Here is a 22,847-nt window from a genome sequence, read left to right as displayed (position 1 = left end):
GAGGATGATTACTGTGCCGGGAGGGCCGGAACGCCGTCCTTCCACTGGTCCCAATGGCCGACGATGTGGTCGACCATCCGTGACCCGACGAGTTCCACATTCTCCACCGTCTCGGCGAAGCCGCCGGCGGTCTCGCCGGGTTTCGGGTCCAGGTGCTGGAGCGTGGTCTCGTTCGGATTGCCCTGGTCGAAATTGACGGCGCCGCGCAGGCTCATCACCCGGTCGGAGCCTTGCAGCCGCTTGATGACCAGCGTGATCGCCGCCGCCTCCATCTCGGTGATGACGTAGTCGTCCGCACCGTAGAGCTTGGCGATGTACTGTGCCTGGGCCGACATGCCGGGACCGTGGAAGAAGGTATCGCCGGTCATGTGCGTGCCGGTGCCTACAAAAGGAGCACGCTGCGCCGCTTCCTGCGGATAGCGCTTGCGGTAGGCACGGGCGGAGTCGCTGTCCTTCAGCGGCGTGTCGGCGGTCAGGCGCATGGCCCAGGACACCAGTGCCGGGTTCATCGGGAACAGCCGCACCGCCTCATAGCCCTTGCGCGGCATGAAGGTCGGCTCGCCCGGCTTGCCTTCCTCCGGCGCCCAGCGGTGGCCCAGGTCATAGTCGACCACCCAGGTCGCCCAATTCACTTCGCCGATGGTGCCGCGTGCCGGCGGCGTGCCGGCCACGCCGGTGACCAGGAAGTAGGCCTGCGACAGGTCGAGCTGCGGGTTCAGCAGGATCGCCTGCATCGAGGCGGAGGAACTGACCTTGCCCATGCCCAGCACCGACCCGCACACGCCGTCGGCGTTGCAGTAGACCGGGTTCAGCGCGCCCTTCACCGTGATGGGCTCGGCCGTTTGCCAATAACGTTCGTACCAATGCTGGAACTCGCCGGCGCGGTCCCCGGTGTTCTTGCCGATCTCGAACATCGAGCCGACGAACACCTTGACCTTGATCGGCTCCGCGGCCTGCAGGGAACCAGTCAGCCCGAACAGGAGCAGAGCCGACAGGGCGGCGCCGCGGCAGCGGGAGAACAATGACATCGGACCTTCACTCCTTGGGACGAAAAGACGCACCCGAGTATGCAACGGCCATACCATGGCCGTCCTCCCCCCGATCCAATGCGGCACGGGAAATTCGGTGATCGGTTTGCCGCCCCCTTGCCGACCTGCCCCCCCGCCCGCGGTCTGCCCTGCGGAAGCGGGCACTGGACAGCGTCGCCCCGCAGCATCCATCTTGTGCGTCGGTTCGCATGAGGAGGTCTTCCGGTGAAGTCGGGCAACGCGCTGCTGTCCAGCTATGGCACCACCATTTTCGAAGTCATGTCCCGCCTGTCGGAGGAGCATGGCGCGATCAACCTGGGCCAGGGGTTCCCCGACGACCGTGGGCCGGCCGACGTGCTGCAGACCGCGGCCGACGCGCTGCTCAACGGGTGGAACCAGTATCCGTCGATGATGGGTACTCCCGACCTGCGGCAGGCGCTGGCTGCCCACGCCGGCCGCTTCTATGGCCTCGACGTCGACTGGAAGACCGAGACGATGGTCACCTCCGGCGCGACCGAGGCGCTGACCGCCTGCCTGCTCGGCCTGATCAATCCGGGCGACGAGGTGGTGCTGTTCCAGCCCATGTACGACAGCTACCTGCCGATCGTCCGGCTGGCCGGCGGCGTACCGCGCTTCGTCTCGCTGAAGGCGCCGGACTGGAGCTTCAGCCGCGCCGACCTGGAGGCCGCCTTCTCGCCGCGCACCAAGCTGGTCCTCATCAACGACCCGCTGAACCCGGCGGCCAAGGTGTTCGACCGGGCTGAGCTGGAACTGATCGCCGAGTACATGCAGCGCCACGACGCGCTGGCCGTCTGCGACGAGGTGTACGAGCACATCGTCTTCGACGGCCGCCGCCACATCCCGCTGATGACCCTGCCGGGCATGCGCGACCGCTGCCTGAAGATCGGCTCGGCCGGCAAGACCTTCTCGCTGACCGGCTGGAAGGTCGGCTACGTCACCGCCGCCCCGCATCTGCTGCAGCCGGTGGCGAAGGCGCACCAGTTCCTGACCTTTACCACCCCGCCGAACCTCCAGGCCGCCGTCGCCTTCGGGCTGGGCAAGGAGGAGGGCTATTTCACCGGGCTCGCCGCCGGGCTGCAGGCGAAGCGCGATCGGCTGTCGGCTGGTCTCGCCTCGGTCGGGTTCGACGTGCTGCCCAGCGCCGGCACCTATTTCGTCGCCGCCGACATTTCCCGCTTCGGCTTTGACGGCGACGATCAGGCCTTCTGCCGCTGGCTGGTGGCCGAGGCGAAGGTCGCCGCCATCCCCGTCAGCGCCTTCTTCGTGGAGAATGCGCCGACCAACGTCGTGCGATTCTGTTTCTCCAAGCGCGATGAAGTGCTCGACGAGGCCATCGACCGGCTGCGGAAACGCTTCGTAAGCGAATAATGCGTTGTTTACAGTAAAGTTGCCTGTGCTGATTATCGGGATGTTCGGCAAGTTTTAACCTGTCGGTGCGATGATTGGTCCTTCCCCGGCCGGCCGTCGCCCGCTGCAGTGAGCCGGCGGGGGAGCGGTGGAACGGCGGAGCGCAGGTCATGCCACGTCTCCCGATCCTTCGGTTCCCGGCCATCAGGACGCCGTCCTTCCGGAGCCCATCTTTCCGGTTTGGCGTCCTGACGGCCGCCGCCCTGGCGATTGCCGGGGTGTGGGGCGGCTATGTCGTGATGGCCGCATCCATGCTAGAAACCCAGACGCGGGACGCGCTGGCGAATGCCGAGGCGACGGCCCGTGCCTATGAAAGCAGCACCAGCCGCACCCTGCACGATGTCGACACCACGCTCCGCTCCTTCGCCGAGCGCTATGCCGATGGCGGGTTGGCCCGTGCCCGCCGCATCGTCGACGACGGGCTCTATGACACCGCCCTGATCCATCATGTCTCGGTCTTCGGCCCCGACGGCGCCCAACTCTTCCGCAGCCAGGGGAACGGTCCCCCCGACAGGCTGGAGGACGACGGCCTGCTCGCCTACCACCGGATGGAGGGACGGGACCGGATGACGGTCGGTCCGCCCTCCGCCGGGTCGGCGACCGGCCGGCCGCTGCTGCGCCTGTCCCGCCGCCTGGACGATGCGGCCGGCGGCTTCGCCGGGGTGGTGGTCGCCAACGTCGATCCCAGCTATCTCTCGCGCTTCTATCGGCAGGCCGATGTCGGCCGGAACGGGGTGGTGACCCTGGTCGGCGTGGACCGGATCATCCGCGCCCGTGGCTCCAAGGACGGGCACGATGCCATCGGGCTGTCCATCTCCGCCTCGGCCCTGTGGGAATCGGTGCGGCGGTCGCCGACCGGCATCTACTGGCAGGACAGCATCGCCGACGGCTATCGACGCGCCTACGCCTACCGCCCGGTGGAAGGTTATCCGCTGATCCTCAGCGTCGGCATCGCCGTGACCGACCTGGAGGCCGCGGTCGCCGGCTTCCGCGGACAGATGCGGATCATCGCCGCCCTGCTCAGCGTCTCGGTCCTGCTGGTCGCCGCCCTGCTGCTGGTCCAGCACCGCAATGCCGAACGGCTGGCGGAGGCGCTGGCGGTCAACCGCGATTTCCTGGCCCGCGTCAGCCACGAACTGCGGACGCCGCTGAATGCCATCATCGGCTTTTCCGAGATCATCAAGGACCGGATGTTCGGGCCCGATGCCGGCGACCGCTATGCCGACTATGCCGGCGACATCCATGCCTCCGGCCAGCATCTGCTGACGCTGATCGACGACATCCTTGATCTGTCGCGGCTCCAGGCCGGCAAATTCGCCCTGCTGATGGAGGATGTCGACCCCGTCGCCGCCGCCGAATGGGCCATCCGCATCGTCACCCCCCAGGCGGAACAGAAGTCGATCCGGCTGGAGTTCAACCGCCCGCCGGCTCCGGCCCTGGTGCGGGCGGACGAGCGGGCGCTGAAGCAGATGCTGCTGAACCTGCTGGGCAACGCCCTGAAATTCACCCCGGAGAATGGGCGCGTGCTGGTCAGCGTCGGGCGCGGGGTCCATGGCCGCTGCATCGTCCGCGTCACCGACAACGGCATCGGCATGACGGCGGAGGAATTGCGCCAGGCCTCCATCCCCTTCGGCCAGACCTCCGCCCTCACCACCCATCCCGGCCGCGGCACCGGTCTCGGCCTGCCCATCGTCAAGTCGCTGATCGAGGCGCATGGCGGCAGCCTCCGCATCGACAGCCGGCCCGGTCAGGGCAGCCAGATCACCCTGGAATTCGCCGGCTGATCCACATGTCCGTTGCCGATCCGGCCCGCAACCTGAGCGATCTTCGCGGCGGTGCCGCAAAGCCATGGCGAAACCCCCGCCGCTTGGGCATACTCCGCGCCGGTTTTGTCCAGGTCCGAGCCGACGCCAGGGCTGTCCCCGGCCGCGTGCTTCCGGACCCACCCGCGGAATTGGGGCCTGTCCAGAATGTTGCGTGCGCTGGCGCGTGTCTGTGCCGTTCTTGTCGCGTGCTCCGGCACGTTCACCGCCTCCCGGACCCTTGCCGCCGACCCGCCGGCCGAGCCGGTGCCCTTCGGCGTCTCCGGCGTCGAGGTGGTGGCGGAGCGTGATACGCCGCAGGCCTGCTTCACCTTCACCGACCGGCTGGAGCGCTCGCGCGCCGTCAACTACCGCGACTTCGTGGCGGTGGAGCCGGCGGTGGACGGCGCCGCCATCGCCCGCGACCGCACGCTCTGCGTGGAGGGGCTGCACCATGGCGAGACCTACCGCGTCACGCTGAAGGACGGGCTTCCGGGCGCCGACGGCAAGCGGCTGCCGGCCGCCGACACCCGCGAGGTGCAGGTGCCCAACCGCAAGCCCTCGCTCGCCTTCCGCGGCGCCGGCTACATCCTGCCGCGCGTCGGATCGGACGGCCTGCCGCTGCGCTCGATCAACCTGGACCGGGCGAAGCTGCAGGTGCTGCGCATCGCCGACCGTGCGCTGGTCGAGAAGATCTATTTCGGTCGCATCACCCAGCAGATGACCGATTACGACATCGGCGAGATCCTGGACAAGTCGGGGCAGGAGGTGTGGCGCGGCGAGATCGGCATCGGCAACCAGCCGAACCGCACCGTCACCACCGCCTTCCCGATCGACGCGGTTCTGGGCAAGCTGGAGCCCGGCGTCTATGTCGCCGTCGCCGGTGCGGACGAGATCAAGCCGGGCGGCTGGGACCGCAAGGCGACCCAGTGGTTCGTCGTCTCCGACCTCGGCCTCAACACCATCCTCGGCGAGGATTCGCTGGTGGTCTTCGCCCGCTCGGTCCAGAGCGCCGCGCCGGCCGCCGGGGTGGAACTGCGTCTGGTCGCCCGCAACGGCACCGAGCTGGGCCGCGTCCAGACCGGGGAGGATGGGCTGGGCCGCTTCGACCTCGCGGCCCTGCGCGCCGCCGGGACGGAGCCGGTGCAGGCGCTGTTCGCCGCGCGCGGCGACGGCGACTTCGCCGTTCTCGACCTGACCGCCGGTGGCGCTCCGCCGGCCGACACGCCGGACAAGCCCGCCGCCACCGTCGTCCGTCCGGCCGCCGGGGGGCTGGACGCCTATCTCTATACCGAGCGCGGAATCTACCGGCCGGGCGAGACGGTGCAGCTGACCGCGCTGCTGCGCGACGCCGACCTGAACCCGCCGCCCGCCGGCAAGCAGCTGACCATCCGCGTCCTGCGCCCCGACGGCTTCGAAGTGGAGCGGCGCGGCCTGACCGACAGCGGGGCCGGCGGCTATGCCACGCGCATCGACCTGCCGATGAACGCCTATCCCGGCAACTGGATCGTCACCGCCCATGCCGAGCCGGACGGCCCGGCCATCGGCAAGGCCGAATTCCTGCTGGAGGATTTCGTGCCGCCGCGGCTGGACGTGGCGCTCGCCTCCCCGACGACGGTGCTGGCATCCGACGGCGAGGCCGACATCGCGCTCGACAGCCACTATCTCTATGGCGCGCCGGCTTCCGGCCTGCCGGGCGAGCTGACGGTGACGCTGCGCGCCGCCTCCAACCCCTATCCCAACCTGCCGGGCTATCATTTCGGTCTGGTGCAGGAGGACGTGAAGCCGGCCCGCGCCGATCTGCCGGGCTTCATCACCGATTCCAACGGCTCGGCCCGCCTGAAGGTCAAGCTGCCGCGTCCGCCTGACAGCACCCGCCCGCTGGAAGCGGTGGTGCGCGCCACCCTGTTCGATCTCGGCGGCCGCCCGGTCGGCCGCGACTTCGTGCTGCCGGTGCGCCACCAGTCCTTCGCCATCGGCATCAAGCCGCGCTTCGAGGGCGACGGGGTGCCGGAGGGGGCGACCGCCGGCTTCGACGTCATCGCGGTCGGCCCGGACGGCAAGCCGACCGACCACGCCGACCTCTCCTACGAGCTGTTCGAGGAGGAGTATGATTATTCCTGGTACGAGGCCAACGGCCGCTGGGACTATAAGGTCACGGTGAAGGACCAGCGGGTGACCGGCGGTTCGCTGTCGGCCCAGGCCGGCGCGCCCGTTCCGGTCGAAACCCCGGTGACCGCCGGGCGCTATCGTCTGGAGGTGTTCGATCCCAAGACCGGCGTCGCCAGCAGCTTCCGCTTCGCCGCCGGCTGGTGGATGACCCCGACCGCCGGCGAGCGGCCCGATTCCGTCGACGTCTCGGTGATGATGCCGGCCTACCGCGCCGGGGAAAGCGCCTGGGTCTTCGTCAAGCCGCCCTATGACAGTCAGGTTCTGGTCGCCGTGGCCGACCGCGGCGTCTCCTATGCCGTCACCCGCGCCATCGGCACGAAGGGCGCTTTCCTGGAAATCCCGGTCGGGCAGGGCTGGACCAGCGGCGCCCATGTGCTGGCGACCGCCTTCGCCACCTCCGACCCGCAGTCGAAGAAGCCGCCGCGACGCGCCGTCGGCCTCGCGTGGCTGGCGATGGACAAGTCCCCGCGGACCCTCGACGTCCGCCTCTCCGCCCCGGCGGAGACGGAACCCCGCCGCGCCATGACCGCCGACATCACGGTGGACGGCGTCGCGGAGGGCAAGCAGGCCTTCGTCACCCTGGCCGCCGTCGACGAATCGGTGATGCAGCTGACCGACCAGCCGTCGCCCGATCCGGCCCGCCATTATCTGCGCAAGCGTCCGCTCAGGGTGGAACTGCGCGACTCCTATGGCCGCCTGATCGACCCGGCCAGCCTGGACGCCGCCCGTCCGCCGGCCCAGCCGACACCGCGCCTGCGCCAGATCTCCGGGCTGGTGCCGCCCAAGTCGGAACGGGTGGTCTCGCTCTATTCCGGCATCCAGACCGTCGGGGCCGACGGCAAGGTCTCCGTTCCCTTCGACCTGCCCGACTTCCAGGGGCGCCTGCGCCTGATGGCGGTCGCCTGGAGCGAGGGGCGGATCGGCCATGCCGAAAGCCAGATGCTGGTGCGGGACCCGGTCGTCGCCGACGCCGTTCTGCCGCGCTTCCTCGCCCCCGGCGACTCGGCGCAGGTCCTGCTGTCGCTCGACAACCTGAATGGCCCGTCAGGCGATTACACCATGACCCTGACGGCGGAGGGTGCCGTCGCCATCGTCCAATCGGAGTCCGGGACCCAGCCGGAGTCCGGCAATGAGCTGGCCGTTCCGAAGCTGGCGCGCGGCAAGCGGGCGACCGCGGGCCGGGTGCTGACCGCCACCGCGGTCGGATCGGGCCATGTCACGCTCGACGTCACCGGTCCGGACGGCGTCCGCGTCACCCGCCGCTGGGACGTGACCGTCCGCCCGGCAACCCAGCCGGTGTCGCGCCGCAACACCGCGGCATTGTCGACCGACAAGAGCCTGACCATCCCCGCCGACATCACCGCCGGCCTGCGGCCGGAAACGCTGTCGGTCGGAGCGGTCGTCGCGCCCCTGCCGGACCTCGACGTGGCGGGTCTTCTCTTCGCGCTCGACCGCACGGCGGCGGGCGGGGCGGAGCAGACCGCCAGCCGGATCCTGCCGCTGCTGTCGATGAGCGACATTGCGGCCGGCCTGGGCATTGCGTCGGAGGACCGTATCAAGGCCCGCGTCCAGCGCAGCGTCGACCGGCTGCTGACCTTCCAGCGCAGCGACGGTGCCTTCGCCGCCTGGTCGCCGAAGGGCGACCTCGATCCCTGGCTGACCGCCTACGCGGTCGATGTGCTGGGCCGGGCCAAGGCTGCGGGCTACCGTATCCCCGACCAGCCCTATCGCAAGGGTCTGGACTGGCTGAAGCAGGCCATCGACAATGCCTGGGTCGAGACCGCCGACCTGCCGGGCCGCGCCTATGCGCTCTATGTGCTGGCGCGGGCGAAGATGATCGACGCCGGCGCCGTGCGCTATTTCCGCGAGAATTACTGGGACCGGCTGCAGACCGACTTCGGCCGGGCACAGATCGCCGCCGCCACCGCCGTGCTGGGCGACCAGCCGGGGGCGACGGACGCCTTCTCCAAGCTGACCGGCGCCCGCATGGTGACCGCCAGCCTGCGCGACCAGGGGTCCTCCCTGCGCGACGAGGCCGGCGTGGTGGTGCTGATGGCGGAAAGCGGAGCGGTGGACCGCGACCGCATCTTCCAGGCGGCCGACCGGGTGGCCAAGACCTTCGCCGCCGTCCGCACCACCAACCCGCAGGAGCAGGCCTGGCTGCTGCTGGCCGCGAAGGCGCTGATCGACCGCGCGGCGCCGATGAAGCTCGCCATCGGCGACCAGGCGGTGGAGAACGCCAAGCCGCAGATCCTGCCTGTCGACCCGGCCGCCCCGCCCGCCATCCGCAACCTCGGCGGCGAGGTCCGGCAGACCGTGTCGGTCGCCGGCGTGCCCGACCAGCCGGCCGGGGCGGAGGAGCAGGGGATGACCATCCGCCGCCGCCTGTTCGACATGGCCGGCCGTCCGGTCGATCCGGCCGGCATCCGCCACAATGATCTGCTGGTGGTGACCCTGGAGGGCGAGGTTGGCGATCCGCTCGACCATTCGGTGCTGGTCGGCGACCCGCTGCCGGCCGGCTTCGAGATCGAGAATGTCCGCCTCGCCAACAGCGGCCAGCTCGGCAAGCTGTCCTGGCTGGGCGAGCTGTCAGCCGTCCGCAATGTCGAGTTCCGCGATGACCGCTTCATCGCCGCGGTCGACCTGCCGAAGGCTGCTCCCCGCTTCCGGCTGGTCTATCTGGTCCGCGCCGTGACCCCCGGCGACTTCGCGGTGCCCGGCGCCCAGGTCCAGGACCTGCAGCGTCCCCACCTGTCCGCCCGCACCGCCGCATCCCGGCTGCGCGTGCTGCCGGAGTGAGCCATCCGGGGGCCGGGACCTGATCCGTCCCGGTCTGCCGGCTGTACCCACCGACATCGACCCCATGATTGCCCCCGTGAGCGCGATCATGGGGTTTTCTTTTTGCGGCCCGGCTTCCGAAGAGCCAGCAATGAGTGCGTTGGTGCTCATCTGCACACGTGTCACGGAGCGGCGTGGGCGTCGTCGCATCTCCGCGGCGCAACCTGATGTGGATAAAATAAATGACAAACTCCAGATCGAAACGAAATTCGTCTAAAACCGCAATTTTATAATCGGTTTGAAGCCAGATGCGTCATTTATCCCGTCTGGTCCCTCAAAGAATGACTCGCATAGCGAGAAAAAGTTCCAATAAATGCACGAGAGAAAATTGACGGTGGTATAATGACGCTGATATTCAAGTATACGTGCATTGGGCACGAGAAACCAAAATGAGTTCGATAGTATGTCATACAATAGCTCTCTCAAGATGTACGTCGTGAACAACACCGGTGGGAACGCCATTTTCTCGTTTTCCCATCGTTACAGCGACGATGCGCCGGTGATCTGGCAGTCCAGCACGCCCGTTGCTCCCGGTGGATTCGCCGGACCGCTCGAAGTGGGCTTCAACACCGGTTTCGGCCGCACCGGCATGGATTACTGGTACTGCCGGGCCGAGGTGGTCGACGGGCCGAGCCAGGGTGTCTACCAGACCGAAGGCACCCTGCAGGCGCCGACCAAGGAGTGCGAGTGCCAGTCGGGGGACGACGGCATGACCTACTACTTCCCGTTCACCACCAGCACTTTCATGATGCCGCTGATCTCCGGCTCCTGCACGACCTCCGTCTCCAGCTGAGGCTGCCGACGGCCGGCGCCGGACCGGCGGGCGCGTCTGCCCGCCGTCCGGCGCCGTGCCGCGGCATCACCCACCCGACGTTCAACGGCGAGCAAGAGGGCCGCTCCATGGCTTCGAACATCACCAACGTTTTCGTTCTCATGCTGGAGAACCGGTCGTTCGACAATCTGCTCGGATTTTCCAGCATCACCGGCACCGACGCCGTCACCGGCCAGCAGACGGCGGTCGACGGGCTGACGGGCAAGGAGTCCAACAGCTACAACGGCGTCGCCTACACGGTGTCCCAGCCGGCCGATCAGACCCTGCCGGTGGATCCCGGCCACGAATTTGCCGATGCGGTGGAGCAGCTCTGCGGTCATGGCGCCACCTACAAGTCCGGCGGCAGCTATCCGCCGATCAACAACAGCGGCTTCGTCGCCAACTTCGCCGATTCCACCTCGGACGAGGAGGGGAAGGCGCCGGTCCAGGATCTGGCGATGATCATGCGCTGTTACGCGCCGTCGCAGCTGCCGATCCTGAACACGCTGGCCCGCGAGTTCGCGGTCTGTGACCGCTGGTTCTCGTCGCTGCCCGGCCCGACCTGGCCCAACCGCTTCTTTGCCCACGCCGCCTCATCCAAAGGCCTCGACGCCAGCCCCAACCCAGTCACCCAGATAGCGGTATGGGACTTTCTGGGCCTGAGTTTCCCGAACGGAACCATCTTCAAGGCGTTGGACGCCAAGGCGGACCTCGGCAATTTCCGCTGGCGGTTGTATGGCCCTGGGAAAACCACCACCATCACCACCGCCTTGTCCGGCGTCAACGCTTCGGATGTCAAATCTCTCGACAATTTCGCCAAGGATGTGCAGGGGAGCTACCCTTGGCTCTACACCTTCATAGAGCCGAACTACGGCGATATCCTGAACGGCAGCTACTCCGGCGGCAACTCCCAGCATCCGATGGATGGGGTGACGGCCGGCGAGGCGCTGATCAAGCAGGTGTACGAGGCGATCCGCAATTCGCCGCTGTGGGAAACCAGCCTGCTCATCATCACCTGGGACGAGCATGGCGGATTCTATGACCATGTCGCTCCGCCGGCCGCCGTCGCGCCGGGCGATACCCAGCCCAAGACCAAGCCGAGCGACACAGGGGACGAGTTCGGGCTGAACGTCAACGGCTTCACGTTCGAGCAGTACGGCATCCGTGTTCCCGCCGTCGTGGTGTCGCCGCTGGTTCCGAAGAATACCGTCGACCATCGCGTCTACGACCATTCCTCCATTCCGGCGACGCTGCAGGCGATCTATGGGCTGGCGCCGATGACCAAGCGCGACGCGGCGGCCAACAACGTGCTGCCGCTGCTTTCGCTTTCCTCGCCGCGCACCGATACGCCGGTCACGCTGCCGCAGCCGGCGCAGTTCGGCAATGTCGTCACCGGCACTCCGGTCACCGCCGTGGCGTTGCCGGAGAGCGCACCGATGCCCGCCAGCCAGCAGGGCTTCGTGCTGCTGCATGCCAAGCACGACCTGCAGACCTCGCCTCCGACGGAGCATCCGGCCATCATGAACCGCGTGTCCTCCATTCAGACGGTCGGGCAGGCGAAGCAGTACATGCAGGAGGTCGGTGCCAAGGCCGCCACGACCCCCGCGGGTGCGCAAACCGGCCAGTGACGATGGCCGGCGGCGACGAGGAGCGGGCCGGGCAGGCTTGCCGCGAACTGGCGCGCCTGCTCAACCTCGACCGGGATGTTCCGGTCGAGGTGCTGTTGCGGGGCTTCGCCGATCCGGAGCAGCGCGCCCTGCTGTCTCGGCCGGGCTGCCCGCCCGCCGAGATCGCCGCCCAGCTCCACCGGCTGGCGGCCGTGTCGCCGGAGGCCGCGTCGCCGCCGACAGGCGCCGCGCTTGGCGTCGCGGTCGCCGGATTCTGGGATTGGGCACGGACCGGCTTCGGCGTCGTCGATGCCGACACCGCCGGCCGTCGGTTGGCAGCCTGCGGCATTTGCCCCGACTTCCGGCCGGCGCCGGGGTCGTTGCTCCACATGATGGCCGCCGCCGCGCTCGGCGTGCCAAAGGACGCACGGGTCTGCCGCCACTGCGGCTGTTTCATGGAAAAGAAGGTGCGGCAGTCGTCCGCCGTCTGTCCAGAGCCGGACCCCGGTCAGCCGGGACTGAGCCGCTGGGGCGATCCTCTCCCGCAGGCCGCGGGACTCGGATCGTAAGCCGGCAACCTTACAAGTAACTCTGCTCCCCCCGGTGGTGCTCCCGCCGGCGGGCGAGCAGGGTCAGGGCCGCGACCACCAGCGCGAAGCACAGGGTCAACAGCAGGTAGAAGGCCAGTGCGAGGCCCACGGTCATCGTGCCGATCAGCACCATGGCCAGTATCCAGACGCCCAGCGATACGATGGCGCGCGCCGACATGGGTTGTCTCCCGTACCCTATCCCGATCTACCCGAAACCTTGAAATTTGCCGCGGCCTTCTGGCCGTCTGTCCGGCGCCGCATTCCATCCCCATATCGACAGGGGAAATGGACGGATGCGCGCGCTCACCGCAAAGCCTGCCATAGCCGCCACCCGTGCCGGGGCGTGGCATCCTGTCACTGCGCGGGCGCGCCGCACCAGTTCGTGGCTAAACAGTTTGCGGCAGCCGGTCCGCCAAACTGGTTCGCATGGTCAACAAGCCAGTTGACATCATGCGGCATCGACTTTACCTTTACGTAAACGTCAGGGAAGGGAGCGGGCAGCTTGGATCGGTTTTCGGTCAGCATCGGTTCGATGGAGGCGGAGGGGGGCGGCAGGCCGGACGGCCACGGCGCCGAACCGCGCCTCGCCATCGGCGAATTGGCCGGGGAGTTCGGTCTGACCCACCGCACCATCCGCCATTACGAGGATGAGGGACTGCTGTCGCCGGAACGGATCGGCAGCGCCCCTGGAGGCGCCCGCGTCTACGGCCACCGCGACCGCGCCCGGCTGGCGCTGATCTGCCGGGGCAAGCGGCTGGGCTTCAGCTTGGCCGAGATCAAGGATTTCCTGAACCTCTACGACACCGACGACGCCCAGATCGAACAGATGCGTTACATGCGCACGATCGCGCGCCGCCGAATTTCCGCACTTGAACAGCAGCTTGCCGACGTCAAACAGACGCTGGCGGAGCTGTGCACCATCGACACCCAGATCTCCGAGCATCTTCGCCGCAACGGCATCACGGAGACGCAGGACATGGAGGAGAAGCACTCATGAAGTCGGTCGTCATCGCCGGTTATGCCCGTTCGCCCTTCGCCTTCGCCCACAAGGGCGAGCTGACCAAGGTCCGCCCCGACGATCTGCTGGCCCGCGTCATCGCGGCGCTGGTGGAGCGAACCGGCCTGAAGACCGACGACATCGAGGACGTCATCGTCGGCTGCTCCTTTCCCGAGGGCGAGCAGGGCCTGAACGTCGCCCGCAGCATCTCCTTCCTGGCCAAGCTGCCGCAGACAGCGGCGGCCACCACGGTGAACCGCTATTGCGGCTCCTCCATGCAGTCGATCCATCAGGCGGCGGGCGCCATCCAGATGGGCGCCGGCGAGGTGTTCATCTGCGGCGGCGTCGAGTCGATGACCCGCGTGCCGATCATGGGCTTCAACCCGATGCCGAACCCGGCGCTGAAGGCCTCCTACCCAGAAGCCTACTGCTCCATGGGCATCACCGCGGAGAATGTCGCCCGCAAATACTCCATCTCCCGCGCCGAGCAGGAGGCGCTCGCCGTCGCCTCCCACGCCAAGGCGGCGGAGGCCCAGGCCGCCGGCCGCATGGCTGACGAGATCGTCGGCATCCAGACCCCGGCCGGTCTGGTCGACAAGGACGGCTGCATCCGTCCCGGCACGACCGCCGAAGGGCTGTCGGGCCTGAAGCCCGCCTTCATCGCCGACGGCACGGTGACCGCCGGCACCTCCTCTCCGCTCACCGACGGCGCTTCGGTCGTTCTGGTGACGACGGAGGAGTATGCCAAGGCAAACGGCCTGCCGATCCTGGCGAAGATCCGTTCGGTCGCCGTCGCCGGCTGCGCGCCGGAACTGATGGGGCTGGGTCCGGTTCCCGCCACCCGCAAGGCGCTGGCCCGCGCCGGTCTGTCGATCAACGACATCGACATCATCGAGATCAACGAGGCCTTCTCGTCCCAGGCCATCGCCTGCATGCGCGATCTCGACATCGATCCATCCCGCATCAACCCGGACGGCGGCGCGCTTGCGCTCGGCCATCCGCTGGGGGCCACCGGCGCCCGCATCACCGGCAAGGCCGCGGCCCTGCTGAAGCGCGAAGGCAAGCAGTTCGCGCTGGCCACCCAGTGCATCGGCGGCGGCCAGGGCATCGCCACCATCCTGGAAGCGGTCTGACGAACGGGATCGGGGAGGAAAAACCATGAAGATCGAACGCGCCGCCGTGATCGGTGCGGGCGTGATGGGCGCCGGCATCGCCGCCCATTTCGCCAACGCCGGCATCCCCTGCGTCCTGCTCGACATCCCTGCCAAGGAGGGTGCCGACCGCAGCGCCATCGCCAGGGGTGCCGTGGCGAAGATGCTGAAGACCGATCCGGCCCCCTTCATGCATCCCAAGAATGCCAAGCTGATCACGCCCGGCAACCTTGAGGATGACCTGAACCTGCTGGCCGACGTCGACTGGATCGTCGAGGCGATCGTGGAGAACCCGGCGATCAAGGCCGACCTCTACAAGCGCATCGATCCGGTGCGCAAGGCGGGGTCGGTGGTGTCGTCCAACACCTCGACCATCCCGCTGGCGGTGCTGACGGAGGGGCAGAGCGAGCAGTTCCGCCGCGACTTCCTCATCACCCACTTCTTCAACCCGCCGCGCTACATGCGGCTGCTGGAGATCGTCGGCGGCGCCGACACCCGCGCCGACGCGCTGGCGGACATCGCCGACGTCTGCGACCGCCGCCTGGGCAAGGGCGTCGTCCACTGCAAGGACACGCCGGGCTTCATCGCCAACCGCATCGGCGTCTTCTGGATCCAGGCGGCGGTCAATGCCGCGGTGGACCTGGGCCTGACGGTGGAGGAGGCGGACGCCGTCGGCGGCCGTCCTATGGGCATCCCCAAGACCGGTGTCTTCGGCCTGATGGACCTCGTCGGGCTGGACCTGATGCCGCACATCGCCAAGAGCATGTCGGCGACCCTGCCGGCCAACGACGCCTATCGCGGTCAGTTGCGCGAACACCCGGTCATCACCAAGATGATCGCGGAGGGCTATACCGGCCGCAAGGGCAAGGGCGGCTTCTACCGCATCAACAAGGCCGGCGGCGGCAAGGTGAAGGAGTCGGTCGATCTGCAGACCGGCGAATACGCCCCGTCGGAGAAGGCCCGGCTGGACAGCGTGTCCGCCGCCGGCGGCGACCTGCGCAAGCTGTGCGAGCACCCGGACAAGGGCGGCCGTTTCGCCCGCCGCGTCCTGGCGCAGACGCTGGCCTACGCCGCCAGTCTGGTGCCGGAGATCGCCGACAGCATCGTCGCCGTCGATGAGGGCATGCGCCTCGGCTACAACTGGAAGCAGGGTCCGTTCGAACTGATCGACCGGCTGGGCACCGAATGGTTCGCCGAGCTGTGCCGCTCGGAAGGCATTCCGGTCCCGGCCCTGGTCGAGACAGCATCCGGCCGCCCCTTCTACCGGGTTGAGGGCGGCAAGCTCCAGCACCTGACCACCGCCGGCGTCTATGACACCGTTGTCCGTCCGGACGGGGTCCTGCTGCTGTCGGATATCAAGCGTGCCGCCGGCAAGCCGGTGTGGAAGAACGGCTCCGCCAGCCTGTGGGACATCGGCGACGGCGTGCTGTGCGTCGAGTTCACCAGCAAGATGAACGCGGTGGACGGCGACATCATGGCCGCCTACGAGAAGGCGATGCGCCTGATCGGCGACGGCAAAGGTGATTGGAAGGCCCTGGTCATCCACAACGAGGCCGACAATTTCTCGGTCGGCGCCAATCTGGGCCTCGCCCTGTTCGCGCTGAACATCGGCCTGTGGCCGCAGATCGAGGAGATGGTGGAGGGCGGCCAGCGCACCTACCGCGCGCTGAAATACGCGCCCTTCCCGGTCGTGGCGGCGCCCAGCGGCATGGCGCTCGGCGGCGGCTGCGAGATCCTGCTGCATTCCGACCATGTCCAGGCCCATGCCGAGACCTATGTCGGCCTCGTCGAGGTCGGCGTCGGCCTGATCCCGGCCTGGGGCGGCTGCACCGAGATGCTGGCCCGCCATCAGGCCAACCCGAAGGCGCCGCGCGGGCCGATGCCCGGCATCGCCAAGGCCTTCGAGATCATCAGCACCGCCACAGTCGCCAAGTCGGCGGCCGAGGCCAAGGAGCTGCTGTATTTCCGCGCCACCGACGGCATCACCATGAACCGCGACCGCCTGCTGGCCGACGCCAAGGCCAAGGCGCTGGAACTGGCGGCGAACTATACCCCGCCGGAGAAGACCACCTCCTACGTCCTGCCCGGCCCCAGCGCCAGGGCGGCGATGGAACTGGCGGTGGAAGGCTTCGCCCTGCAGGGCAAGGTCACGCCGCACGACAAGGTGGTCTGCGGCGCCCTGGCCGAGGTGCTGAGCGGCGGCGAGGAGGCCGACGTCTCCAAGCCGGTCGGCGAGGACCATGTCCTGCGGCTGGAACGCGAGGCGTTCATGGGTCTGGTGCGCACCGGCGGTACCATCGACCGGATCGAGCACATGCTGCTCACCGGCAAGCCGCTGCGGAACTGAGGGGGAGGAACGAGAGATGCCGATCTACAAGGCTCCGCTTGAGGATGTGCGCTTCGTCCTGGACGAGATCGTCGGTCTGGACAAGCTGTCGGCCCTGCCGGGCTATGAGGACGCCACGCCGGAACTCGTCGGGCAGGTGCTGGAGGAAGGCGCCAAGCTGTGTGAGGAGGTGCTGTTCCCGCTGAACCAGTCCGGCGACGGCGAGGGTTGCCATTTCGAGAATGGCGAGGTCCGCACGCCCAAGGGCTTCAAGGAGGCGTACAGCACCTATATCGAGGCCGGCTGGCAGGGTCTGGCCTGCGACCCGGCCTATGGCGGGCAGGGGCTGCCGAAGCTGGTCAACATCATGCTGGAGGAGTTCATCTGCTCCGCCAACCTCAGCTTCGGCATGTATCCCGGCCTGTCGCTCGGCGCCTACAACGCGCTGGCGATGTATGGCTCGGACGAGCTGAAGCAGCGTTTCCTGCCCAAGCTGGTCGATGGCACCTGGTCCGGCACCATGTGCCTGACCGAGCCGCATTGCGGCACCGACCTCGGCATCATCCGCACCAAGGCGGTTCCGGACGGGCAGGGCGGCTACAAGATCACCGGCACCAAGATCTTCATCTCGGCCGGCGAACATGACCTGACCGAGAACATCCTGCATCTGGTGCTGGCCCGCTTGCCGGACGCCCCGGCCGGGACCCGCGGCATCAGCCTGTTCCTGGTGCCAAAGTTCATGCCGAACGCCGACGGCACGCCGGGGGCGCGCAACGGCGTCGCCTGCGGCTCCATCGAGCACAAGATGGGCATCAAGGCGTCCTCGACCTGCGTCATGAACTTCGAGGACGCCACCGGCTGGCTGGTCGGCGAGCCGCACAAGGGCATGCGCGCCATGTTCGTCATGATGAACGCGGCCCGTCTGGCCGTGGGCATCCAGGGGCTGGGACTGGCCGAGGTGTCGTACCAGAACGCAGTCAACTACGCCCGTGAACGGCTCCAGGGCCGGTCGCTGTCGGGGGTGAAGGCGCCGGACAAGCCGGCCGATCCGATCATCGTCCACCCGGACGTGCGCAAGAACCTGCTGACTGCCCGTGCCTTCACCGAGGGTGCGCGCGCCCTGGGCGCACTGACCGCCTATCACCTGGACGTGGCGGAAAAGCACGCCGACGCCCGAACCCGCCGCGATGCCGACGAGTTCGTCCAGCTGATGACCCCGATCGTCAAGGCGCTGTTCACCGACATCGGCTTCGATTCGGCCAACATCGCCGTGCAGGTCCATGGCGGCCATGGCTTCATCTGGGAGACCGGCGTCGAGCAGTATGTCCGCGATGCCCGCATCTGCCAGATCTATGAGGGCACCAACGGCATCCAGGCGCTCGACCTCGTCGGCCGCAAGCTGCCGCAGGACATGGGCCGGCTGCTTCGTCACTTCTTCCATCCCGTCGGCCGCGACATCGAGGCGGCGATGGAGAAGGACGAGTTGGGCGAGTTCGTGATGCCGCTGGCCAAGGCCTTCGCCAAGCTGCAGCAGGCCACCGCCCTGATCGCCCAGAAGGGCCTGAAGGATCCGGAGGAGGCCGGCGCCGCCGCCAGCGATTACCTGCGCCTGTTCGGTCTGGTGGCGCTGGGTTGGAGCTGGCTGACCATGGTGGAGAAGGCGCAGGCCAAGCTCGCGGCCGGGGAGGGCAACGCCGCCTTCTATGAGGCCAAGATCAAGACCGCCCGCTTCTACATGACCAAGCTGCTGCCGCAGACCAACAGCCTGTTCATCACCATCGCCGCCGGCGCCAAGCCGCTGATGGATCTGGAAGAGGCCGCCTTCTGACAATCCTGTCGATCCGCGTCCTGTCGTCCTCCGGGGGCGCGCGACTACAACGCCGGTCCGGTGCCCGCAATCGGCACCGGCCGGCGTTTTTTTAGATATTTCAAGCTCCAGCGACGCATTCGCACATTGACCTAAAATTGTCATAGCGCTTTAGAAATATCACTCTCGGGAAGTGTTGCCTCTGTCCGCTAGGCCATCGGAGCGGTGACAAAAGTTAATTTCCGGTTGTCGGTCCTCGTCCCTGCGTGTTACATCTCAATAGAGATTACGTTCGGCCGGTGCCTGCTATATCCTTTGGATTTTAGGGAATATGCGGGTGGCGACAGCCCCCTCCTTTTCTCAAGCCCTTGAGGCGTCTTTCGGAGGGGCAGGCATGGTTCGGGAGTTTGAGCGATGAAGATCCTGATCGGTGATGATCACGTCCTGTTCCGGGAAGGTCTTCGCCGTCTGCTTGAGCAGCTTCGCGATAATGCTACCTTTGCGGAGGCTAGCAATTTCGACGAGCTTCTGGATATGGCGGCGTCGAAGGATGAGGCCTATGACCTTGTCCTGACCGACCTGCGCATGCCCGGCTGGCCCGGCTTCTCAGGCATCGGCATGCTGCGCGAGCGGCAGCCGAATGCGAAGGTTGTCGTCGTGTCTGCGTCGGAGGCACAGGCCGACGTGCGGGAGGCGCTGGAGAACGGCGCCGCCGGCTATATCCCGAAATCGTCCAGCGTGAAGATCATGCTGAGCGCGCTCGACCTGATCTTCTCCGGCGGCGTCTATGTGCCGGCGACGGTCCTGCGCGAGGGGACCGAGCCCGACCACCGCGGTGCCGGTGGGGTGATCCCGCCGACCGATCCGCAACTGGAGCAGCTGCTGACCCAGCGTCAGCGCGAGGTGCTGGACCGCCTGCGCGAAGGCAAGTCGAACAAGCAGATCGCCCATGAACTGGGCCTGTCCGAAGGGACGGTGAAGATCCACATGACGGCGATCTTCAAGTCGCTGGGCGTGCGGAACCGCACCCAGGCGGCGATGGCTTTTCCGCAGTCGCATTCGGCCTGACGCCGCTCTTCCCGAGCAAAATAAAACGACCCGCCGGAGTGCTCCGGCGGGTCGTTTCGCGTTTCAGGCTGCGTGGATCGCCTCACCCCATGCCGGCGACATAGCCACGCAGCGACTCGACCTCCAACTCGGCGTCGTCGATGCGGGCCTTCACCACGTCGCCGATGCTGATGACGCCGATCACTTGGCCGGACTCGACGATGGGCACATGACGGATGCGCCGCTGGGTCATCACCGCCATCATGTCGGCGACGGTGTCGGTGGGGGTTCCGGTGATCAACTCCCGCGTCATCAGGTCGGCCGCCGGCCGGTCCAGCGCGTCGGCGCCGTCGCGGGCGACGGCCCGCACCACGTCGCGTTCCGACAGGATGCCGACCGGCTGACCGTCGTCATCCATCACCAGCACGGCGCCGATCCTATGCTCGGTCAGCAGGCGGGTGACGGCGGCAACGCTGTCGCCCGGCGTGGCGGAGACGATCCGGTTGCCCTTGCGCTTCAATACGGCTGCAACATGCATGGCGGTACGGCCTCCCTTCCGTTGATCCCCGTAGGGGAATCATGGGGATAACCGTACAATCTGCAAGACGGATGGTAAAAAGAAAAAGACGGCCTCCCCCGGATGGGGAAGGCCGTCCTTTCGATATCGGGAACTGATCCCGGAAATCGGTCTTAGAAGCGGTAGCCGACGCCGACGCCGACCAGCCACGGGTCCAGCGTGACCTTCGAGGTCACCGGCAGGACGGCGGTGCCCAGGCGGGCGTTGGCGGTCACGTCGGTCTTCAGGAAGACCTTCTTGACGTCGAAGTTCAGCGACCAGTTGCCGGTCAGGGCGACGTCGACACCGGCCTGCAGAGCCCAGCCGAAGCGGTTCTTGTAGTTGGTGTCGGTGATGCGCAGGCCGGCGGCGTTCGGGTTCTCGGCAGCGTCCTCGTTGTAGAACAGGGTGTAGTTGATGCCGGCGCCGACGTACGGGCTGATGCGCTCCTTCGGCATGAAGTGGTACTGCACGGTCAGGGTCGGCGGCAGCAGCGAGACCTTGCCGATTTCCGTGACGCCGCCGGCGCCGGCGATCAGGTTGCCCTTCACGCGGTGACGGCTGGTGCCGGCGATCAGCTCGGCGGCAATGTTGTCGGTGAAGAAGTAGGTGAAGTCGACTTCGGGGATGTAGTCGTTGCCGACCTTGGCCGACCCGATGTCACCGAGAGCCGAGTTGTTGATCGTGCCCTTTTCCTGCGGCAGCACGGCCAGGCCGCGCGCACGGACGACGATGTCGCCGGCCGACTTGCCCTTGAAGTCCTGAGCGAGCGACGGGGAAGCGATGGCGACGAGGGCCGAGGTCGCCAGCAGGGCGGCGGCGGCGCGCGACAGGATGGTCATGGGGTCTGCTCCAGGCAATGCGTTGTTGCTGTTCTGTGGCATCAGCCAATGGAGCTATTACCAGACACCGTGTAAGGGTACTAGGGGGTGTACAACCGATCCACGTCCCATGCAGCAGCTTTGCAACAGTGACGAGTTGTCGCATGGACAAGGAAATCAAGGACTTGGTTTGATTGTCCGCTGCGGGATCAGCGCCATGCAGTTCTGGACGATGGCATAGCATTGACCAAGTCGCGTGGACCCGCCGCTGGCGCCGCCGTATACGACGCGCTCGACCACACCGTTTCTCAAACTGAAAGTTGCTTCACAGTCGAAGCTGTTGACTTCATAACCATATGACGGCCAGCCATAGCCGTAACCGTAGTGGGGCCATCCCCAGCCGCCATAATAGCCGAGCGGCGGCGTGCTGGGGTAGGAGACGATGCGGGAGCTGCGGTAGGTGAAGAACTCCCGGTTGTCGACGGTCGCCTGCCGTTCCGGCACCCCGGCGCAGGACAGCAGCGTCGCCTTCGGCATGCCGATCAGCGCGGTCTGCGCCACCAGCGCCTCGTCCGCCGCGGGGTTGGCACAGCCGCCGAGCGCAGCGGCGGCGGCCAGTGCCGCGACACCGAGCGCCTTCGGCGCCACATGCCCATGTAATGCTGCCAGACGCACAGACATCGCACGCCTCCTTTGCCCAACGGCTTGAGCCCGCTTTATCGTTTCCTTGCCGGCGACAGGTCCAACTCGGTCACGCCCAGTGCCCGCACATCCTGCGGCAGGCCGCGGCCGGTGGCGAGCCCCGCCGCCACCCGGCCCATGGCCGGCGCGGTCTGGATGCCGTAGCCGCCCTGTCCTGCCAGCCAGAAGAACCCCTCCGCATCGGCCGCGAAACCAACCACCGGCACCTTGTCGCCGACGAAGCTGCGCAGGCCGGCCCAGCGGTGGGCCAATCTCCGAACGGTGAAGCGCGACGCTTGTTCCAGCCGATCCACCGTCACGGCGACGTCGATGTCCTCCGGCTGCACGTCGCAGGGCTCGACCGGCGTCTGATCGGCGGGGGAGGCCAGCAGCCGGCCGGCATCCGGCTTCACATAGAAGGTCTCGGCCACGTCCGACACCATCGGCCAGCCGTCCAGCCCGGCCTTGTCGGCCGGATCCTCGAACACCGGATCGAAGGTGATGGCGGTGCGCCGCTTCGGCACCAGACCGACGGTGACGACTCCGGCCAGCTTCGCCAGCTCGTCCGCCCAGGCGCCGGCGGCGTTCACCACCACCGGTGCGGCAAAGCTGCCGGCGCCGGTCTCCGCCACCCACAGCCCGTCCTGCCGGACGAGCGCCCGCACCTCGGCATCCGTCACCACCCGGCCGCCGCGCGCCTTCAGCCCGCGCAGATAGCCCTGGTGCAGGGCATGCACGTCGATATCGCGGGCATCCGGCTCCCAGACGCCGCCGGCGACATAGTCCGGACGCAGGAAGGGGGCGCGGGCCAGAACCTGTTCGCGGTCGTACCGCTCGACCGACGGGGTCAGGCGGCGGCCCTGTTCGTACTCGGCATCCAGCCGTTCGATCTCGTCCTCCCGCCCGATGATCATCACGCCGCGCGGGGTCAGCATCGCGTGTTCGGCGAAGCCGGCGGGCGGGTTGATGTAGAAGTCCCAGCTCGCCACCGTCAGGGCGCGGATCGGCGCCGGGCCGTAGGTCTGGGTGTAGAGCGCCGCCGACCGTCCGGTCGAGTGATAGCCGGGCTGCGACTCGCGCTCCAGCACCAGCACACGGCCCTGTGCGGCCAGCTCATAGGCGGCGGACGCCCCGGCGATGCCGGCCCCGACCACCAGAAAATCGACGCGCTCCACTGGTCCCGCT

The 22,847-nt window shown here is 67.6% G+C and carries 18 protein-coding genes; 12 read left to right on the top strand and 6 right to left on the bottom strand.

Translation table 11 applies throughout. The features are described 5' to 3' along the window. Positions 1 to 8: 8 nt before the first annotated feature. Positions 9 to 1,028: a purine-nucleoside phosphorylase gene (locus tag FZ938_RS14215; RefSeq protein WP_149199145.1), complete on the bottom strand. Its 1,020-nt coding sequence runs from the start codon at positions 1,026 to 1,028 to the stop codon at positions 9 to 11. Between the two features lie 225 nt (positions 1,029 to 1,253). Here FZ938_RS14215 and FZ938_RS14210 point away from each other — a divergent pair, with 225 nt between their 5' ends. The 7 genes from FZ938_RS14210 to FZ938_RS14180 all read left to right on the top strand — a co-directional run bounded on the left by FZ938_RS14210 (position 1,254) and on the right by FZ938_RS14180 (position 12,255). After that, entirely contained in the window at positions 1,254 to 2,417 is a 1,164-nt protein-coding gene (locus FZ938_RS14210; RefSeq protein WP_149199144.1) for an aminotransferase, read from the top strand. A gap of 149 nt (positions 2,418 to 2,566) precedes the next feature. Next, positions 2,567 to 4,240 (top strand): sensor histidine kinase, encoded by a 1,674-nt coding sequence (locus FZ938_RS14205; protein ID WP_149199143.1) that lies wholly within the window; start codon positions 2,567 to 2,569, stop codon positions 4,238 to 4,240. A gap of 186 nt (positions 4,241 to 4,426) precedes the next feature. Next, positions 4,427 to 9,229, top strand: a complete 4,803-nt coding sequence (locus FZ938_RS14200) for an alpha-2-macroglobulin family protein (RefSeq protein ID WP_246457220.1) — start codon at positions 4,427 to 4,429, stop codon at positions 9,227 to 9,229. 76 nt (positions 9,230 to 9,305) lie between these two features. Then, positions 9,306 to 9,485, top strand: coding sequence for a hypothetical protein (locus FZ938_RS14195; protein ID WP_149199141.1), 180 nt, complete (start codon positions 9,306 to 9,308; stop codon positions 9,483 to 9,485). Positions 9,486 to 9,671: 186 nt separating this feature from the next. Then, a complete protein-coding gene (locus FZ938_RS14190) occupies positions 9,672 to 10,061 on the top strand; it encodes a hypothetical protein (RefSeq protein WP_149199140.1) in 390 nt (129 codons plus the stop codon). 107 nt (positions 10,062 to 10,168) lie between these two features. Next, on the top strand, positions 10,169 to 11,707 hold the full coding sequence (locus tag FZ938_RS14185; RefSeq protein WP_149199139.1) for an alkaline phosphatase family protein: 1,539 nt from the start codon (positions 10,169 to 10,171) through the stop codon (positions 11,705 to 11,707). Continuing rightward, complete coding sequence (locus FZ938_RS14180; RefSeq protein ID WP_149199138.1) at positions 11,704 to 12,255, top strand: hypothetical protein; 552 nt, start codon at positions 11,704 to 11,706, stop codon at positions 12,253 to 12,255. Before FZ938_RS14185 ends, FZ938_RS14180 begins: the two co-directional genes overlap by 4 nt. A 10-nt stretch (positions 12,256 to 12,265) precedes the next feature. On the opposite strand, the gene FZ938_RS14175 is transcribed toward FZ938_RS14180, so the two are convergent. Next, the gene (locus FZ938_RS14175) at positions 12,266 to 12,454 is read right to left on the bottom strand and encodes a hypothetical protein (protein WP_149199137.1); all 189 of its coding nucleotides are present in this window, start codon (positions 12,452 to 12,454) and stop codon (positions 12,266 to 12,268) included. Positions 12,455 to 12,778: 324 nt separating this feature from the next. Between FZ938_RS14175 and FZ938_RS14170 the strand changes: the two genes are divergently transcribed. The 5 genes from FZ938_RS14170 (at position 12,779) to FZ938_RS14150 (ending at position 19,625) form a co-directional block, all read left to right on the top strand. Continuing rightward, entirely contained in the window at positions 12,779 to 13,273 is a 495-nt protein-coding gene (locus tag FZ938_RS14170; RefSeq protein WP_425491995.1) for a MerR family transcriptional regulator, read from the top strand. Then, positions 13,270 to 14,406: a thiolase family protein gene (locus FZ938_RS14165; protein WP_149199136.1), complete on the top strand. Its 1,137-nt coding sequence runs from the start codon at positions 13,270 to 13,272 to the stop codon at positions 14,404 to 14,406. Before FZ938_RS14170 ends, FZ938_RS14165 begins: the two co-directional genes overlap by 4 nt. Before the next feature lie 25 nt (positions 14,407 to 14,431). Continuing rightward, on the top strand, positions 14,432 to 16,771 hold the full coding sequence (locus FZ938_RS14160) for a 3-hydroxyacyl-CoA dehydrogenase/enoyl-CoA hydratase family protein (RefSeq protein ID WP_149199135.1): 2,340 nt from the start codon (positions 14,432 to 14,434) through the stop codon (positions 16,769 to 16,771). A 16-nt stretch (positions 16,772 to 16,787) separates the two neighbouring features. Continuing rightward, positions 16,788 to 18,578 carry an acyl-CoA dehydrogenase C-terminal domain-containing protein gene (locus FZ938_RS14155; protein ID WP_149199134.1) on the top strand — a complete coding sequence of 597 codons (1,791 nt, stop codon included), beginning with the start codon at positions 16,788 to 16,790 and terminating at the stop codon, positions 18,576 to 18,578. Between the two features lie 393 nt (positions 18,579 to 18,971). Continuing rightward, positions 18,972 to 19,625 (top strand): response regulator, encoded by a 654-nt coding sequence (locus tag FZ938_RS14150; protein WP_109155972.1) that lies wholly within the window; start codon positions 18,972 to 18,974, stop codon positions 19,623 to 19,625. Positions 19,626 to 19,707: 82 nt separating this feature from the next. Here FZ938_RS14150 and FZ938_RS14145 read toward each other — a convergent pair whose 3' ends face one another. The 4 genes from FZ938_RS14145 to FZ938_RS14130 all read right to left on the bottom strand — a co-directional run bounded on the left by FZ938_RS14145 (position 19,708) and on the right by FZ938_RS14130 (position 22,837). After that, complete coding sequence (locus FZ938_RS14145; protein WP_149199133.1) at positions 19,708 to 20,142, bottom strand: CBS domain-containing protein; 435 nt, start codon at positions 20,140 to 20,142, stop codon at positions 19,708 to 19,710. Positions 20,143 to 20,294: 152 nt separating this feature from the next. Further along, positions 20,295 to 21,002, bottom strand: a complete 708-nt coding sequence (locus tag FZ938_RS14140; protein WP_246457219.1) for an OmpW/AlkL family protein — start codon at positions 21,000 to 21,002, stop codon at positions 20,295 to 20,297. Positions 21,003 to 21,158: 156 nt separating this feature from the next. Beyond that, a complete protein-coding gene (locus FZ938_RS14135) occupies positions 21,159 to 21,662 on the bottom strand; it encodes a DUF4136 domain-containing protein (protein WP_149199131.1) in 504 nt (167 codons plus the stop codon). A gap of 35 nt (positions 21,663 to 21,697) precedes the next feature. Then, a complete protein-coding gene (locus FZ938_RS14130; RefSeq protein ID WP_149199130.1) occupies positions 21,698 to 22,837 on the bottom strand; it encodes an NAD(P)/FAD-dependent oxidoreductase in 1,140 nt (379 codons plus the stop codon). Positions 22,838 to 22,847 lie beyond the last annotated feature (10 nt).

The organism is Azospirillum oryzae, from assembly GCF_008364795.1.
GTDB lineage: Bacteria > Pseudomonadota > Alphaproteobacteria > Azospirillales > Azospirillaceae > Azospirillum > Azospirillum oryzae.
This window is presented reverse-complemented; position numbering and strand designations above follow the sequence as displayed.